General features: G+C 68.6%; 16 protein-coding genes. 7 read left to right on the top strand and 9 right to left on the bottom strand.

Features of this window, described 5'->3' with window-relative positions; translation table 11 throughout:
- Positions 1–3 precede the first annotated feature (3 nt).
- From L1O03_RS08695 to L1O03_RS08685, 3 genes are read right to left on the bottom strand one after another with little or no spacing between them, the layout of a single operon-like run.
- The gene (locus L1O03_RS08695; protein ID WP_236119391.1) at positions 4–2,229 is read right to left on the bottom strand and encodes a serine/threonine protein kinase; all 2,226 of its coding nucleotides are present in this window, start codon (positions 2,227–2,229) and stop codon (positions 4–6) included.
- A complete protein-coding gene (locus L1O03_RS08690; protein ID WP_236119390.1) occupies positions 2,226–3,173 on the bottom strand; it encodes a glutamate ABC transporter substrate-binding protein in 948 nt (315 codons plus the stop codon). Before L1O03_RS08690 ends, L1O03_RS08695 begins: the two co-directional genes overlap by 4 nt.
- On the bottom strand, positions 3,173–4,465 hold the full coding sequence (locus L1O03_RS08685) for an MCP four helix bundle domain-containing protein (protein ID WP_236119389.1): 1,293 nt from the start codon (positions 4,463–4,465) through the stop codon (positions 3,173–3,175). The genes L1O03_RS08690 and L1O03_RS08685 overlap by 1 nt, the downstream gene beginning before the upstream one ends.
- Before the next feature lie 36 nt (positions 4,466–4,501).
- Between L1O03_RS08685 and L1O03_RS08680 the strand changes: the two genes are divergently transcribed.
- From L1O03_RS08680 to L1O03_RS08670, 3 genes are read left to right on the top strand one after another with little or no spacing between them, the layout of a single operon-like run.
- Positions 4,502–5,014, top strand: coding sequence for an NUDIX domain-containing protein (locus tag L1O03_RS08680; protein WP_236119388.1), 513 nt, complete (start codon positions 4,502–4,504; stop codon positions 5,012–5,014).
- Positions 5,011–5,931: an ABC transporter ATP-binding protein gene (locus L1O03_RS08675; protein WP_236119387.1), complete on the top strand. Its 921-nt coding sequence runs from the start codon at positions 5,011–5,013 to the stop codon at positions 5,929–5,931. Before L1O03_RS08680 ends, L1O03_RS08675 begins: the two co-directional genes overlap by 4 nt.
- Positions 5,931–6,680: an ABC transporter permease gene (locus L1O03_RS08670; protein ID WP_236119386.1), complete on the top strand. Its 750-nt coding sequence runs from the start codon at positions 5,931–5,933 to the stop codon at positions 6,678–6,680. Before L1O03_RS08675 ends, L1O03_RS08670 begins: the two co-directional genes overlap by 1 nt.
- Here L1O03_RS08670 and L1O03_RS08665 read toward each other — a convergent pair.
- Positions 6,677–7,798 (bottom strand): Na/Pi symporter, encoded by a 1,122-nt coding sequence (locus L1O03_RS08665; protein WP_236119385.1) that lies wholly within the window; start codon positions 7,796–7,798, stop codon positions 6,677–6,679. The two genes, L1O03_RS08670 and L1O03_RS08665, sit on opposite strands and share 4 nt — an antisense overlap.
- A 179-nt stretch (positions 7,799–7,977) precedes the next feature.
- On the opposite strand from L1O03_RS08665, the gene L1O03_RS08660 reads away from it, so the two are divergent.
- Positions 7,978–9,129 (top strand): multidrug effflux MFS transporter, encoded by a 1,152-nt coding sequence (locus tag L1O03_RS08660; RefSeq protein ID WP_420830327.1) that lies wholly within the window; start codon positions 7,978–7,980, stop codon positions 9,127–9,129.
- Here the strand turns inward: L1O03_RS08660 and cls are convergent.
- Genes cls through L1O03_RS08645 form a run of 3 tightly spaced genes read right to left on the bottom strand, consistent with a single transcriptional unit; the run spans position 9,118 to position 12,326 of the window.
- Complete coding sequence (gene cls, locus L1O03_RS08655) at positions 9,118–10,590, bottom strand: cardiolipin synthase (protein ID WP_236119384.1); 1,473 nt, start codon at positions 10,588–10,590, stop codon at positions 9,118–9,120. The genes L1O03_RS08660 and cls overlap by 12 nt on opposite strands.
- 7 nt (positions 10,591–10,597) lie before the next feature.
- The gene (locus L1O03_RS08650; protein ID WP_236119383.1) at positions 10,598–11,362 is read right to left on the bottom strand and encodes an exodeoxyribonuclease III; all 765 of its coding nucleotides are present in this window, start codon (positions 11,360–11,362) and stop codon (positions 10,598–10,600) included.
- A 10-nt stretch (positions 11,363–11,372) separates the two neighbouring features.
- Positions 11,373–12,326: an N-acetylglutamate synthase, CG3035 family gene (locus tag L1O03_RS08645; protein ID WP_236119382.1), complete on the bottom strand. Its 954-nt coding sequence runs from the start codon at positions 12,324–12,326 to the stop codon at positions 11,373–11,375.
- Positions 12,327–12,341: 15 nt separating this feature from the next.
- On the opposite strand from L1O03_RS08645, the gene L1O03_RS08640 reads away from it, so the two are divergent.
- The 3 genes from L1O03_RS08640 to L1O03_RS08630 are packed head-to-tail and all read left to right on the top strand — an operon-like array spanning position 12,342 to position 14,436.
- Entirely contained in the window at positions 12,342–12,560 is a 219-nt protein-coding gene (locus tag L1O03_RS08640) for a DUF3263 domain-containing protein (protein WP_236119381.1), read from the top strand.
- A gap of 5 nt (positions 12,561–12,565) precedes the next feature.
- Complete coding sequence (locus tag L1O03_RS08635; RefSeq protein ID WP_236119380.1) at positions 12,566–13,321, top strand: LytR C-terminal domain-containing protein; 756 nt, start codon at positions 12,566–12,568, stop codon at positions 13,319–13,321.
- Positions 13,318–14,436: a glutamate--cysteine ligase gene (locus tag L1O03_RS08630; protein ID WP_236119379.1), complete on the top strand. Its 1,119-nt coding sequence runs from the start codon at positions 13,318–13,320 to the stop codon at positions 14,434–14,436. Before L1O03_RS08635 ends, L1O03_RS08630 begins: the two co-directional genes overlap by 4 nt.
- On the opposite strand, the gene L1O03_RS08625 is transcribed toward L1O03_RS08630, so the two are convergent.
- Positions 14,419–14,787 carry a monovalent cation/H(+) antiporter subunit G gene (locus tag L1O03_RS08625; protein ID WP_236119378.1) on the bottom strand — a complete coding sequence of 123 codons (369 nt, stop codon included), beginning with the start codon at positions 14,785–14,787 and terminating at the stop codon, positions 14,419–14,421. The genes L1O03_RS08630 and L1O03_RS08625 overlap by 18 nt on opposite strands.
- A complete protein-coding gene (locus L1O03_RS08620; protein WP_236119377.1) occupies positions 14,784–15,059 on the bottom strand; it encodes a monovalent cation/H+ antiporter complex subunit F in 276 nt (91 codons plus the stop codon). The genes L1O03_RS08625 and L1O03_RS08620 overlap by 4 nt, the downstream gene beginning before the upstream one ends.

The raw sequence follows: 15,059 nt of genomic DNA, 5'->3' as shown, positions 1-15,059 counted from the left end.
ATTCTAGAACCAGGTGGCAGGCCGAACCTGATTCGCCATGTCCACGAGCGCATAGCGGTGCCGGGGGAAGGGGGCCATCCGGGCCTGGAGGCGGAGCGTTTCCGCGAGCCCGATCCTCAAACCCCGCTGGGTGAAGGGGTACTCGAAGAGCTCGTTGGGGCTGGCGGCGGCGCGCAGGCCGCTCTCGCGGAGGAAGGTGAGCGCCGCGGAGAGGACCGCGATTTTGATCTGGTAGAAGCGCGGTTCGTTGGTGGGAATCTCCTCAAGACGACGCGCAGCGCGGCGCACCCGCGACTCGGTGAGCGTCCCGGAGATGAGGTGCAAAATGGTCGTGAGCTGGGCCATCCGGTGGTGGCGGGAGGCCTGGGGGACGCGGTCAAGCGCGGCGACGGCCATCTCCACCTGGTTCTCCGCCATGAGCATCCGGGCGAGCCCGAAGGCGGAGGAGACGGTGGTGGGGTTGGTTCGCCAGACGAGCCCGTAGAGGAGGAGGGCGTTGAAGCGGAGGCGCTCGGGTTCGTCCTTGATGGAGGCGAGCCGGTCGAAGGTCTCCTCGTCGAGGTCCGCGAGGCTCCCCTCGAGGTCGCCCGTGGCGTGGGTCACTTCTGGGGGGAGGAGGGGGGTGGCGGAGAGCCCGAAGTTCTGCAAGCGCAGCTCCGCGACGGCCGCCATGGCGAGCTTCGGGGCCGACTCCCCGGGGAGGATGTCGAGGACGTCGTTGAAGTGGTCCTGGGCGGCCGGGTAGTCCTCCAGGAGCAGGTCGGTCACGCCGGAGTACCACTGGAAGCGCCAGTCCTCCCCGAGCTGCGGCTCGAGCTTGGCCAGCCAGGAGCGCGCGTCCCCGGTGTAGCCGAGGTCGAGCAGCGCGCGGACCACCCCGAGGGGGATCTCCGCGGAGTGCGCGTACTCCTCGGTGCCCATCGCCTGGCGGAGGGTCTCCAGGGCCTCCTGCGGCTCCGCGTAGGAGGAGCCGGAGAGCATGTTGGCGCCCACGTCCTCCCGGTCGATGAGCGGGGAGGCGAGGGCGGGCACGACCTCGGAGGCGGTGATCCGCGCGGTGCGGTCGATGCCGTCGATGAGCTGGTCCGTCCGGAAAACCAGGTGCTTGGTCCCAAACGTCGAGCGCTGCGGGGAAAACAGGGAGTGCTGCGCGGGGAATTGCTTCCCGTCGCGTACGGCGAGGATCTCCCGGAGCACCCCGAAGAGCTGGGTGCGCAGCTCGGCGATGCTGCGGAAGCGCTGGGTGGGGTCGGGGTGGGTGCAGTGCTGGAGGAGGCGGTAGTAGCTGAGGTGGTGGCGGAGCAGGGGTTCCTCGGTGGGGGAGGGGAGGTCCGCGTAGGCGCCGTCGACGACGGGCAGGTGGAGCGTGAGCGCGGCGAGCGTCCGGCCCACCGTGTAAATGTCGGAGGCGACGCTCGGGCCTTCCGTCGCCACCTCGGGGGCCTGGAAGCCGCGGGTGCCGTAGATGTAGCCGAAGGCCCCGATCCCGGAGACCGCGCCGAGGTCGATGAGCTTCACCTGCTCCTCGGTGACGATGATGTTGTCCGGCTTGAGGTCGTTGTAGACCACCCCGCGGGAGTGGAGGTACTCGAGGGCGGGGAGGATCTCCAGGATGTAGCCGATCGCGATGTCGAGGGGGAAGACCTTATCCGGCATGACGTTGCGGCGGCTGCGCAGGCTCGGCCCGCCAACATATTCCATGACGATGAATCCCCCGGGCTGCCGCGGATCATCAATGAAGTTATAAATCTTCACGATCCCGGGGTGGGTGATGTCGGCGAGGAACTCCCGCTCGGCTTCCGCGGCGCCGGAATCCATCCCCTGCATCCCCTTGAGAACGACGAGCCGCCCCGACACGTTCCGGTCATTGGCGAGGTAAATCCACCCCATCCCCCCGTGCGCGATGACCCCGAGGATCTCGTACTGATCCGCCACGACGTCGCCGGTGCTGAGCTTGGGCGCCGGGGCCTTCGCGGTGCTCGGGTCCATGAGCGCGGCCTGCGGCTGGGTGAGCCCGACGAAGGGCAGGTGCACCATCCCGTCCGCCACGGTGCGGCCAAGCCGCTTGACGGTGCGGTTGCGGCGGAAGGTGCTGATGGCTTCCTCGCGGGCGCGGCGGCTCGTGTCCACCCCGAGCAGTGCCGAGATGTCGGTGATCTCCGACATGTCCTCGTCGTCATCGGCGAAGGGATCGAAGTGGACGGCCTCGGTGCCATGATCAGTGCTCATCGGGAGACCCTTTCGACGAACCAGGTGGAGTAGATGTTCTGCCACGTCCCGTCGGCGTGGATGCGCTCGAGGGTAGCGTTCACCCGCTTGATGATGCCCTCGTTCTCCCGGGCGGCGGCCACGCCGTAGTGATCGTGGTGCATCGTGTCCGGGAGGACCTCGACGAAAGGATCCTGGGCGCGGATCCCGGCGAGGATCCGATCATCCCCGATGATCGCGTCCGCCTGGTGCTGCTGGAGGGCGAGGAGGCAGTCGGTCCAGTTCCGGGCGACGAGCTTGGGGGCGTCGGGGGCGTGGCGTCGAGCCTCCTCCACAGAGATGGAGTTCCCCGTGGTGCAGATGGTGCGCTCGCCGACGTCATCGGGGCTGGTGATCCCGGAGCCGCGGCGCACCGCGAGCCGCGTGTACGTGTCGAGGTAGGGGGTGGAAAAGAGCGTCTGCTCCTGGCGGTTCCGCGTGATGGAGACGGAACGAATGACAATGTCCACAGTCCCGTTCTGGAGGGCCACCATGCGATTGGTGGAGTCGACGTAGCGGAACTCGACGGCCTGCGGGTCCCCGAAGATGTCCCGGGCGATCTCCCGGGCGATGTCCACCTCAAAGCCCCGCTGCTCCCCGTGCACCGGGTCCTGGAAGGAGAGGAGGTATTGGGCCTGGTCCACGCCCACGATGAGCCGCCCGCGCTTCTCGATCCGCGGGATAGGGGCGGAGTCATCCGCGGGGACGCTGGGCGCGAGGTCCTCGGTGTCCACGTCGCGCGGCGGCTGGGAGCGTGGCTCCTCGAGGATCGCGCCGGGGGGTAGCTGCTTGTGGAGCGGGGCGGCGTCCTCGGCCGGGGGCGCGGGCTGCTCGGCGGCGCACCCGGCGAGGGTGGCGCTGAGCCCCAGGCAGAGGCCCACGCATAGGCGCGCGGCGGGGCGGAGTCGGGCGAGTCGGCGGCGCATCAGAGGTACTCCTGGAGCCGGGGGCGCATGCCGAGGAGGACGGAGAGCACCGCGCAGAGGGAGAGCACCGCCACCGCGGAGGCGACGAGCTGGGAGGCCGCCATCCCCTCGGAGAGGAGGGTGCGCATCGACGCCCGCGAGTCCTCGATGAGCGCCTCGAGGGAGGCATCGAGCTGGGCATAGGAGTCCGCCGAGTCCGAGCGGGTGGCCAGCTCGACGGCGCGGTCGAAGTCCCCCTCGTCGATGGCCTCGTTGAGCTGGTGGTGGGCGGTCTGCCACTTCTCCAGGGCCGCCCGGGCGGGGGCGGCGGCGTCGGCGTCGCGGACCTTCTCCACCGAGTCGAGCGCCCAGTGGAGGGAGGTGACCGCCTGGTCGAAGTCCCCGGCGGGTTGGCGTCGAACAAGGGCGAGGGTCTCATCCGTGCGGGCCTGGTGGACGGCGATCCGCGCCGTCGTGAGCTGCTCCCACGGCTGGGTGGCCTGCTCGAAGCTGCGGGAACCCGCGGCCCACGTGGCGTAGTTGGAGATCCCCATCCACAGGAAGGCGATGAGCATGAAGGCGGTGGCCGCGAGGAAGCCACTGTTGAGGCGACGACGGGTGAGCCGCCACAACCACCACTGGGCGACGAGGAGAAGCAGCACCGCGGCGACCAGCCCGGAGAGCGGCACCCACTGGGGGCGGGGGAGCTGTCGCTGCTGCTCGGTGAGGGTGGTGGCGCTGGAGGTGAAGCGCTGCCGGGCGTCGGGGAGGATCTGCTCGCGCATGAGCGAGGAGGCGTTGGCAAGGTAGGCGGCGCCGACGGGATTGCCCAATCGGTTGTGCGTCCGGGCGGTTTCCACGAGCCCCGTGTAGATGGGCAGCTGGCGGCGGATGTCCCGGTCCCCCTCGCCCATGGCGAGCGCGGCGCGGTCGATGGCCTCGTCATAGTGGGCGCGGGTCTCGGGGTCCTCGGCGCCGCCCTGGACAAAGCCCGTGGTGGCGAGCGCATCCGCCAGGGAGAGCGAGGTGTAGAGGTTGTGGGCCGCATCCGAGCGCGGCTCCGTGACGTTGAGGAGGACGTTGAGCTGATCCTGGCGCTCGGCGCTCGAACGGGAAACAGAGAAGCCCGCCGCGCCGATCGCGATGCAGAGGACCAGCGTGAGCGTGAGTATCTTCCCCGGTGACGTCGTGATGTAGGACAGGATCCGCCGCACCTTCACCAGCGGGCGGGAGAACGTGTCCAGCACACGATGCCGCTGTTCATGGCCATGATCGGCAGGCAGCGAGTCCAGCCAGTGGTCAGCGGTGTCCATTGCTCTAGAATAGCGCCCCCGGCTAGCCTCGAGGGCATGAAGGGCGACGGAAACGGATGGGCAGCAGCCCCCAATGGGGGAAAAGTCTGGGGACGCTACGGGGCGGCGGGTCTGCTCCTCTACGCCCCACGCACGCGGGAGCTGCTCCTCCAGCACCGCGCCGAGTGGACCAACGAGGGCGGCACATGGGCCCTGCCCGGCGGCGCCCGGGACTCCCACGAGGACGCGACGGCCGCCGCCCTGCGCGAGGCCTTCGAGGAGACGGGGATTGAGGCGAAGGAGTGCCGCGTCCTGACAGCCGTCGTCACCGCGGGCCCCTTTGAGGCGGACCCGGGGCGCCCGGAGCTCGCCGGCGGGTGGACGTACACGACGGTCATCGCGGCCACGCGCTCCGGCCTCACCCTCCCCACCAGCGCGAATGATGAATCCCTCGAGCTGCGCTGGGTGCCGCGTGACGCCGTCCCGGGCTTCCCGCTGCTGCCGGCCTTCGCCGCCTCCTATCCCGAGGTGTGTCGCGAGCTCGCCGCGTATGGCAGTGTGGAACCATGATCGAGGTCGAAGGACTCACGAAACACTATGGGAAGGTCCACGCCGTCGAGGACCTCAGTTTCTCTGTCCAGCCAGGGCATGTGACGGGATTCTTGGGACCCAACGGCGCAGGAAAGTCCACGACGATGCGGATGATCCTCGGGCTAGATCGGCCGACGGCCGGCACCGCGCTCATCAACGGCAGCCCCTATCGGCAGCTCTCGCGCCCCCTCCACCACGTCGGCGCCCTCCTCGACGCCACCGCCCGCCACCCCAACCGCAGCGCCTACCAGCACCTGCGCTGGATCGCGGCGTCGAATGGGATCGGCAAGAACAGGGTCGACGAAGTCCTCGCGCTCGTCGGCCTCAGCGATGTGGCCAAGAAGCGCGCCGGGGGTTTCTCGCTGGGCATGGGGCAGCGCCTGGGGCTCGCGACGGCCCTGCTGGGGGACCCGGAGGTGCTGCTCCTCGATGAGCCGGTGAACGGCCTGGACCCGGAGGGGATCCGCTGGGTGCGCACGTTCGTCCGCTCGCTCGCGGCGGAGGGGCGCACGGTGCTGGTGAGCTCCCACCTGCTGAGCGAGATGGCGCAGACGGCGGATCGCCTGGTCGTCATCGGGCGGGGCCAGCTCATCGCCGATACCTCCACGGAGGACTTCATCAAGAACCACTCCGCCCGCTCGGTGGTGGTCCGCACCCCGCACTATGAGGAGTTCCTCTCCGCGCTGGAGGAGGAGAAGATCGAGGCCCACCGGGACACCGACGCCGAGGGCCGGCCCACCATCGTCGTGCCGAACACGAGCAGCGATGAAGTGGGCGCGCTCGCCTACTCGGTGGGGGTGCTCGTCGAGGAGCTGTCGGAGCAGCGCGCCTCCCTGGAGGATGCGTTCATCGAGACCACTGGCCAGGCCGTGCAGTACCAGGCGGAGGAGAAGTGATGCTGAGACTTATTCAGGCGGAATGGATCAAACTGAGCACCACGGCCTCCCTGTGGTGGACGTCGGCGCTCACCCTCGTGTTCGGGATCGGCATGGGCGCCCTCATGGGTGCTTTCGGCGGGATGTTCGACGGCCTCACGCTCGAGATGCCCACCGAGCTGCTCGTCTCGGGGATCTATCCCTTCGCGATGGTGGTCCTCGCCATCCAGGCGGTCATGGTGGTCACGACGGAATACCGCTACCACATCCCCTCGGTGCTCTATTCGGCCGAGCCGAAGCGCTGGCGCGTGGCGCTGGCCAAGCTCATCCTCTACCTCGTCATCGCGGTGCTGCTCACCCTAGTCACCGTGGTGCTGACGATCATCGTGGCCCAGATCGCCGCAGGCCGCGTGGACTTCTCCGTCTTCACCCAGGATGACACCCGCCGCGTGCTGTGGGCCTACCCGGTTACCGCGGCGCTCATCGTCATCTTCTCCCAGGGGGTGGGGCTGCTCATCCGGCAGACGGCGGGCTCGGTGTCCCTCACGCTCGTGTGGATGCTCCTGCTGGAAGATGTGGCCGGCATGCTGCCCAAGGTGGGCACGTACATCTCCGAGTGGGGTCCGTTTAGCCACCTCAGCGCCTTCATCCTGAACAATGACAGCGCGGAGCTCGGCGTGCCCTTCGGCGCTGCGGCCTGGTACTTCCTGGCCTGGGCGGCGGTGCTGTGGATCGCCGGCGTGGTGGTCCTAGAAAAGCGCGACGCCTAGGCCAGAACCGCGATGATCGCCGGCAGGATGATGTAGCCGGCGATGAGCCCGATGAAGCTGACGACGTAGCCGGCGTCGGCAACATGAGAGTTGAGCGTCCCCAGGCGCAGAAGCACGCTGCGCAGCGGGCGGATGAGCAGGAGCAGAACCGCCCCGACGAGGTTGAACGCGAGGTGGATGAGCGCCGCTTGGAAGGCCACGCCCCCGAGGGAGGAGGGGGCGATGATCGCGATGATGAGGGCCAGCAGCGTGGTCCCTACGTTCGCCCCGGTGATGACGCCGAGCGCCTCCCGCTGCCGCATGGTCCGGGAGGCGGTGAAGGGCAGCAGCGAGCAGACCGTCACCGTGGAGGCCTGCACCGCGATGGTCACGAGCATCCCCGCCAGGACGCTGAGGCTGAACTGGCGCCGGGAGTGGCGGCGGAGGATGGTGCGCGTGGTGGTGGCCATGAGGGTGCGCAGGAGCGTCGAGATGAGCCGCACGGCGATGAGGATGAGCAGCGCCCCGAGGATGACGCTGCTCACGGGGTCGAGGAGGTGGAGCCCGTGGGCGGTGTGGTCGCTGAGGTCATCGCTGTCCACGATGAGCCGGGTGAGCCGCTGGAGGGGTTGGGCCAGCAGCTCGAGGGGGAGCAGCATCGCCACGAGCAGCAGGTTGAACCACATGTGCATGCCGGCGGTGTGGACGGCGCGGCGGAATTGCTCCCGGTCATCGGCGTAGCTGAAGGCCACGAGGGAGGCGGTGAACGTCGTCCCAATGTTTGCGCCCATGATGACGGGCACGGCGGCGGGTAGGGGGATGACCCCGGCGCCCACCGCGGTGACGGTGAGCGCGGTGCTCGCGGAGGAGGATTGCACCACCGCGGTGATGAGGATCCCCACGGCGAGCCCCACGATGGGGTTGTGCGCCTTCTCCAGGAGGGAGGCGAAGTGCTGGGTGCCGAGGTCCTCCACGCCGCTGACGATGAGGTTGAGCCCCAGGAGGACGGCGAGGATCGCGAGGATGAGCCCGCCGATGCGCAGGGCGGCGCCCAGGCCGGAGATGACGACGGCATCCCGGTCCTCGGGAATGCGGCGAGGGTTGATGAACTGGTGCGTGCCGGGACTGGGTGAGGACATAGTCACGGGCCCTCGCGAACCTCCTCGAAGCTGATGACGGGCTGAGTAGAACCTACACCGAATGGTAGCGCCTCGGGCGCCGTCCAGTAGGGTATGTGCAGCTCGGCTTGCGACCGGGAGTACAACTGAAGGGTTTTTTCGTGGTTTCTCGTCATAAGGGTTTGACGGTGCCTCTGTTGATGGGGTTGGCGCTGCTCTCAGCGTCGGCCCCTTTTGCGACCGACCTCTACCTGCCGGCCCTCCCCCACATTGCTGAGGATTTGTCCTCGACGCCCGCCTCGGTGCAGCTCACCTTGTCCGGCTTCATGGCCGGTATGGCGGTGGGGCAGCTCATCATCGGCCCGATTTCGGATGCGGTGGGCCGCCGCCTCCTGCTGCTGGCGGGGGCGGTCGTGGCGCTGGTGTCCTCGGTGATGGCGGCGATGGCCCCGGGGATTGGTGTCCTCATTGGGGCGCGCCTCCTCCAGGGTGTGGGCGCGGGCGCGTGCATTGTCATTTCCCGTGCGGTGATCCCGGACTTGGAGCGGGGGAAGAAGGCGGCGAAGGCCTTCGCGCTCATGATGACGATCCAGGGCGTGGCTCCGGTGCTCGCGCCGGTGGTGGGCGGCCTGCTGGCGGAGCCGATCGGCTGGCGCGGCCTGTTCTGGGTGCTCTCGGCGATTAACGCGGTACAGCTGGTGGTGGCGCTGCTGCTCGTCCCGGAGACGAAGCCGAAGGAGGAGCGCTCCTCCCTCCGGGGCCTGGGCCAGAACTACCTCTTCGTGCTGCGCAACAAGGCTTATTGCGGTTTCGCGGTGACGTTCGCGTTCACCTTCGGGGCGATGTTCTGCTACATCTCCGCCTCGCCCTTCGTCGTGCAGGAGGGGATGGGCTTCTCCGCCACGGCTTTCTCGGTGGTCTTCGCGGTGAACGCGCTGGGCCTCATTGGCGGGAACTACCTCAACTCGCGGCTGATCGACGTGATGGACACGGCGCGGATCCTGGGGATCGCTCTCATCATCATGCTGGTGGCGTCGGTGCTGCTCACGGGCGCGGCGATGATCTCCACCTCCCCGTGGGTGATCCTGCCGCTGCTGTTTGTTGCGGTCTCGCAGTGCGCGCTCATCATGGGGAATGCGACGGCGCTGGGCACGGGCGAGGTGCGCGAGCGCGCGGGCTCGGGCTCCGCGGTGATGGGCTTCCTCCAGTTCGGCGTGGCCGCGCTGGTGAGCCCGCTCATGGGCCTGGGCTCGGAGGGCGCGGTGACGATGGGCGCCGGCATGGTGATCTCGACGCTCATCGCGCTGGGTGCCTTCGGGTGGGCGCGCCGCCACCACGTGTCACTGGAGTGACGAGGTGAGCTTCATCGCGTTGTCGATGTAGCGGCGCACGAGGCTGCGCTGGTTCCACGTATCGAGGTTGAGCTCCCGTGACACCCGCAGGTAGACGTCGGTGAGCTCGGTGAGGTCCCGGATGAGGGACCCGGAGGGAACCATGAGGGAGACCTCGTAGTTGAGTCCGAAGCTGCGGAAGTCCATGTTGGAGGAGCCGAGGATGGCGAGGGGATTCTCCCCCTCGGGATCCGCCACGATGTACTTGGTGTGGAGGACGAAGGGCCGGGGGAAGAGATAGATGTGCACCCCGGCCTCGAGGAGCGCCTGGTAGTAGCTCGATTGGGCGTGGTGGACGACGAATTGGTCGGCCCGCTCAGAGACAAAGAGCTCGACGCGCACCCCCCGGTAGCTCGCGCTGGTGACGGCTTCGAGCAGGGACTCGTCGGGCACAAAGTAGGGGGAGCAGAGCACGAGCCGCTCTTTCGCGTGGTGCGCGATGGAGGTGAACATGCGGAGGTTGGGCTCGGTGGTGTAGCCGGGGCCGGAGGGCACTGCCTGCGCGATGTTGGGGCTGCCCTGGGGTGGGGAGCTGATCGCGGCGAGGGGGTTGATGGCGATGGTCTCGCCGGTCTCGGTGTACCAGTCCACGGCGAAGATCGCCTCCATCGAGGTGACGATGGGCCCGCTCACCTCCGCCATGATGTCCACCCACTGCCGGTTGTTGCGCAGGTTGGTGCGGGTCAGATAGGTGCGATCAATGAGGTTGAGGCTCCCCATGAACGCGACTTTCCCGTCGATAATGACGATCTTCCGGTGATTGCGCAGGTCAGGGCGGCGGAAGCGCCCCTTCCACGGCTGGAGGGGGAGCATGACGTGCCAGTCCACGCCGATCCGCGTGAGCCTCCGCCCGATCCGCCAGTAGCCGGGGTATTTCCAGCTGCCCACGTGGTCGAAGAGGATGCGGACGGTGACGCCGCGCTCGACGGCCCGTTTGATGGCGCGGAAGACGACGTCGGTGGCGGAGTCCCAGGAGGTGATGTAAATCTGCAGGTGAACGTACTCTTCGGCCTCGTCGATGGCCGCGGCGATGGCCCGGAGGGTGGCGTCGTAGTCGGTGTGGAGCCCGTGGCTGAAGCAGGGGACGGCGGGCATGCCGGTGAGCCGCCGGTTGAGGCGAAGGATGCTGGCGATCTCGGGGCTGAGTTCCGGTTTGGCGGGGTGATCGGGGATGTCCGCCTGGACGTTCTCGATCATGAGGGTGGCTTCCTGCTGGATGCGGTGGCGCCGCCGGTTGATGTAGGGGCTGCCCATGAGCAGGAAGAGGGGGAGGCCGACGAGCGGGATGAGGAGGATCGCCAGCAGCCACGCGGTGGACGAGCTGGGGCGCCGGCCCTCGGGCACGAATCCGATCGCGAGGATCTTGATGCTGTAGTCGAGGACGAGGCCGATCGCCTGCCACGTATCGATGTTTATTGCCACGGCTTCGTCACAGGTCGACGTCGATGATGAGAGGGGCGTGGTCGCTGGCGCCGCGTCCGACACGTTCCTCCTTGTCGACGCGCGCCCCGCGGCACGCCTCCCGGAGGGTGCGGCTGCCCAGGTGGAGGTCGATGCGCATGCCCTCGTCGTTCTGGAAGCGGCCGGCCTTGTAGTCCCAGTAGGTCCAGCCGGCGGGGTGCTCCTCGGTGAGGTCGTGGAGGCCGGCGTCCAGGAGTGTCTGGAGGGCCGCGCGCTCGGGCGCGGTGACGTGGGTGCGCCCGTCGAAGAGGGCGGGGTCCCACACGTCCTCGTCCCGGGGCGCGATGTTGAAGTCCCCGCTGAGCAGCAGCGCCTGCTCGGGGTCCGCGCGGAGGCTATCGGCCACGGCGTGCGCGAGCTCGTCGAGCCAGTGGAGCTTGTAGGCGTAGTGGGGGTCGGTGATGCCGCGCCCGTTGGGGATGTAGAGGCTCCAGCAGCGCAGCGGGCCGCACGTGGCGCCGAGGGCGCGGGCCTCCCCGCCGGGCTGCCCGGGGAATCCGGCCTGCGGGTCGCGAAGGCCGATGCGGGAGAGGATCGCCACCCCGTTCCACTGGTTGAGCCCGTGGTGGGCGACCTCGTAGCCGGCCGCCTCGAGGGGCTCGCGGGGGAATTGGGCATCGGTGCACTTGGTTTCCTGGAGCAGCAGGACGTCGATGTCCTGCCGGGTGAGGAAATCCTCGATCCGCTGGACCCGAGCCCGCGCGGAGTTGACGTTCCAGGTGGCGATGCGCATGGGCACTACCTTAGCGCCATCGCGCGTAGCGGTGTCGGTGGTGTTCGATGAACCCCAGCGAGGAGTAGAGCCGCCGTCCCGCGGTGTTCTTCTCCTGCACGTGAAGGTACAGGGTGTGCGGGGGCTCGACGCCCTTCTGCTCCGCCGCCCAGCGCAGGATCCCCCGCCCGAGCGCCCGCCCGAGGCCCCGCCCGCGATACTCCGGGTGCACGGCCACGCCGGAGATCCCGATGTAGCCCTCGGTGAGGTGGAGGCGAGCGATAGCCCGCAGCGGTTCGCCCAGGTGGACATAGGCGCAGTGGCCGTCGAGGATGCCGTCGTCGGCGGGGAGCGGGGTGCCGCGGAAGGCGTAGAGGGAGAGCCAGTCCTCGCTGGGTTCCGAGGCGGCGTGGAGCTCCTCGCCGGGGCCGGGGGCGGGGAGGTCCTCGAGCGCTTCGGGGCTCGACGGCACCTCCCGCGTCATGACGAGGATGTCGGGACCCATCTCCCAGCGGGGGTGGGTGAGCCGCGGCCCGATCCGGTCGGGGACCAGGATCTGGGCGGGGAGCTGGGCGTCGTCGTAGAAGCGGAGGATTTCCGCTACGGGGAGTGGATCGTAGAGGGCGCTGGGGCCGAGCGGGGCGGCGGAGTTGGAGCGTTCGGTGATCCCGTGCCCAGCGCGGAGCAGCCATTGGCCGTTGCTGCTCCATTCGTGGCGGGTGCCGGGGAAGGCCGCGGCGGCGATCCGCTCGAGGGTGCGGATGTCGGAGTTGCGGATGCGCCGGGGTGAGAGCCGGCGGACTACCTGGATGTCCTCGTCAGGGATGGTGATGGCCGGCGCGGAGGAGGGAAGCCCCCCGACCTTCTGCGGCCGGACGATGAGCGGGTGGAGGCTGAGGACGTGGCCGATGATGTCGCTGAGATGGTTGCCGTTGCGGCGGCGCACGACGACGCGGTCGCCGATGTCGGGGCGCGGAGTGTGCATGGATACAGTCTAGGCATGAGGGAATTGCGTGAGGATGAGCGCCGCATCCTGGAATTTGAGCTCCAGGCTCCGCGTCAGCGGGGGGCCAAGGAGGAGGCAATTCGCCGGAGCCTGGGGATGTCCCCGGTACGATATCACCAGCGCCTCAATCAGCTGGTAGATGATCCGGCGGCGCTGGCCGCGTACCCGCTTGTGGTGGGGCGGCTGCGTCGTATTCGAGACCGTTTAAGGTAGGTAGTGTGAAGCGAAATCACCATGACCCCCACGACCCCCAGGTGCCCCACGAGCCTCACGGCCAGCACGAGGCCCCTGAGCCCCACGAGTACCCCGAGGCCGCCCGCACCTACGACCCCTACGAGGACGCTCCGGCCCAGGTCAACCAGCCTCCGGCCGAGGAGGAGGGCCGCGGCCTTCCGCTCCGCGGGCTCGCCATGGTGTTCATTGCCATCGCGATCATCCTCGCTCTCTGGGGGATCTACGCCGTGATGTCCGGCTCGGATGAGGACAAGGGCTCGACGCCCTCCTCCGCCCCCGCAGCCTCCGCGCCGGCGGACGCCTCTGCCCCCGCTCAGGGGGAGAAGCCCACCTCCTCGGACTCCGCCTCCCCGGCGCCCTCGGAGAGCAGCCAGGAATCCCCGGCCCCCTCCGAGAAGCCCTCGGAGGCCCCCGCCCCCGCCCCGGCCCCAGAGGGCCCGGTGCGCCTCAACGTGCTCAACAACTCCACGGTGAGCGGGCTGGCCAAGGATGTCTCGGGGACCCTCAAGGACCGCGGCTTTGACCCGGGTGAGGTCGGCAACCTCCCCGGTGAGCAGCTCCAGCTTGGCCGCACCACCGTCTTCTTCCAGGGCGGGAACGCGGATCTGGAGCGCCGCGCCCACGAGTTGGCGGATCAGATCGGCGGCGCGGATGTGCGCCCCTTCGATGAGGCCCTGCCCGGCAACGTCCGCGCGGCCGATGCCCTCACGCTTGTCCTGGTGGAGAGGCCGGCGTTGTGAGGCAGGAGTTCCGGGCCTCGGCGGGACCTTCCCTGGGGGTGGAGTGGGAGGTCGCGCTGATTGACCCGGAGTCCCGGGACCTCGTGCCGCGCGCCGCGGAGGTCATCGACGGCGCCGAGACCGACGTCCAGCTCGAGCGCGAGTTCCTCCAGAACACCGTCGAGCTCGTCACGGGCGTCTGCCAGAACACAGGCGAGGCCGTCGAGGAACTGCGCCGCGGGGCGCGGGCTCTGAGCGAGTCGGCGGAGCGCGCCGGGGTGCGCCTGTGGTCCTCGGGTTCGCACCCGTTCTCGGATTTTCGGGAGAACCCGGTCTCGGAGAAGGGCCACTACGCGGAGATCATCGAGCGCACCCGCTACTGGGGCAATCAGATGCTCATTTGGGGGCTGCACTGCCACGTGGGGATCAGTGATCGCGATCGCGTGTGGCCGGTGATTAATGCTCTCATGACCTACTACCCGCACCTCCTCGCCCCCTCGGCGAGCTCCCCGGGCTGGGATGGCCTGGATACGGGCTATGCCTCCAACCGCACCATGCTCTACCAGCAGCTTCCCACGGCGGGCATGCCGCCCATCCTTCACTCCTGGGAGGAGTGGGAGGCCTATATGCATGACCAGTCGGTGAGCGGGGTCATCAACCATACCGGCAGTATGCACCTGGATGTGCGGCCGGCCGGCAAGTGGGGAACCATCGAGGTGCGCGTCTCCGACGCCCCCACCACCCTCGATGAGCTCGCCGCGCTCGTGGCGCTCACCCACTGCCTTGTCGTCTACTTCGACCGGCTCTGCGCCGCCGAGGGCCCCGCCGCCCTCCCGACCCTCCAGCAGTGGCACCTCGCGGAGAACAAGTGGCGGGCGGCGCGCTATGGTCTCGACGCCCTCATCATCACCACCCGCTCCACGGATGAGGCCTGGGTGCGCGATGAGCTGGCGCTTCTCCTCGACCGCCTGGAGCCGGTGGCCCGGGAGCTGGGCTGCGTCCGGGAGCTGCGCCTCATGGAGCAGATCCTCGACCGTGGCGCCCCCTACGCCCGGCAGCGGGAGTTGCTCCAGGAGACGGGCAGCTGGTTGCCCGTCGTCGATCGCACGTGTGAGGAGCTAGCTGCGTCGATGTGAGCGGACGGGGCGCTCGGCGGGCGCCTCGTTGTGCTCCATGGGGCCGTAGAGGCCTTCGCGGCGGGTGATGCGCCCGACGCGTTGCCCGGTGACGGGGTTGGTGAGCATGGCGAAGAGCACGAGGAGCACCATGATGCCCACGTCGCTGCGCTGGGCGAGGGAGAAGTCGGGGTGCCCGATGATGTGCAGCACGGATCCCACGATGGTGAGTACGAGCCCCGTGGTTTGGGGCTTGGTCACCGCGTGGACGGTGGAGAGGGTGTCGTGGAAGCGGTGGATGCCGATGGCCGCGGAGAGGCAGAAGAACGCCCCGCAGAGGATGAGGATGGCGGAGATGATGTCGATAATCATGAGCCGTCTCGCTTTCGGAATCGGGCGACGGACACGGAGCTGATGAACCCGAGGAGCGCCACCACCATCATGGCGTTGGCGATGGTGGTGTCCATGGTCCAGCAGATGAGGGTGGCGAACATGCATTGGATCATCGCGACGAGCCCGTCGAGCCCAATGAGCCGGTCGAGGGAGTTCGGCCCGATGAGGATCCGCCACATGGTGAGGATGAACGCCACCGCGAACATGAGTCCCGCGATGAGCAGGACGGCGTTGAAGAGTGATTCAGGCAT

The organism is Corynebacterium uropygiale (assembly GCF_021568315.1).
Lineage (GTDB): Bacteria > Actinomycetota > Actinomycetes > Mycobacteriales > Mycobacteriaceae > Corynebacterium > Corynebacterium uropygiale.
The sequence above is the reverse complement of the archived record's forward strand: the minus strand, read 5'-3'. Positions and strand labels throughout refer to the sequence as shown.